Source organism: Alkalibacterium sp. s-m-28 (genome assembly GCF_054658175.1).
This window is the reverse complement of the sequence record NZ_BAAGIQ010000331.1, coordinates 1-323: the sequence shown is the minus strand read 5'-3', so window position 1 is coordinate 323 and position 323 is coordinate 1. Positions and strand designations below refer to the sequence as shown.

General features: G+C 44.9%; 1 protein-coding gene. It reads left to right on the top strand.

Features of this window, described 5'->3' with window-relative positions; genetic code table 11:
• The coding region (locus tag ACYQ4S_RS12535) for an RNA-guided endonuclease TnpB family protein (RefSeq protein WP_459771508.1) at positions 1-323 on the top strand (323 nt) is incomplete at both ends.

Here is a 323-nt window from a genome sequence, read left to right as displayed (position 1 = left end):
AAAAACCACGACATCATCGGTATCGAAGATTTGCAGGTGTCGAACATGGTGAAGAACCGCAAGTTGAGTAAAGCCATCAGCGAAGTCTCATGGTCAGAGTTCCGGACTATGCTTAAATACAAAGCAGGCTGGTACGGCAAACAAGTTGTCACTGTGGCGAAAAACTTTCCATCCAGCCAATTGTGTTCAAATTGTAGCTACCAAAACAAAGCCGTTAAGAATCTCACTGTCCGTGAATGGGCTTGCCCTGAGTGCAATAGTCATCACGATAGAGATATTAACGCAAGCATGAATCTTCGCAACGAAGCGTTGCGATTAACCGT